The 229-nt window shown below is 41.9% G+C and carries 1 pseudogene; it reads left to right on the forward strand.

The annotated features are described in order from the left end of the window. Window positions 1-229 (forward strand): annotated as a pseudogene (locus P5674_RS26415) (hypothetical protein); the annotation flags it as partial.

Raw genomic sequence — 229 nt, forward strand, 5'->3', positions numbered from 1 at the left:
GCAGCCAAAATAGACGCTCTGGATTTAGCCCAACGCGCTTTATTTGATGTCTTAAATTTTGCACCCGATTTTGCACCTGCCCAACAAATGCTGCAAGGCATAGAAGCTGCTATATCAGAGCAATCTCAGGCACTTGATCACCTCAATCTTAAAGATATTAACTTAATTGTCTTTCCAGATTGGAATCAACCAGAAGATTCTGTGGCGGAAGATTTGGCTCAAGTCATTG

Source organism: Limnospira sp. PMC 289.06 (assembly GCF_032350395.1).
In the GTDB taxonomy this organism is placed as follows: Bacteria; Cyanobacteriota; Cyanobacteriia; order Cyanobacteriales; family Microcoleaceae; genus Limnospira; species Limnospira platensis.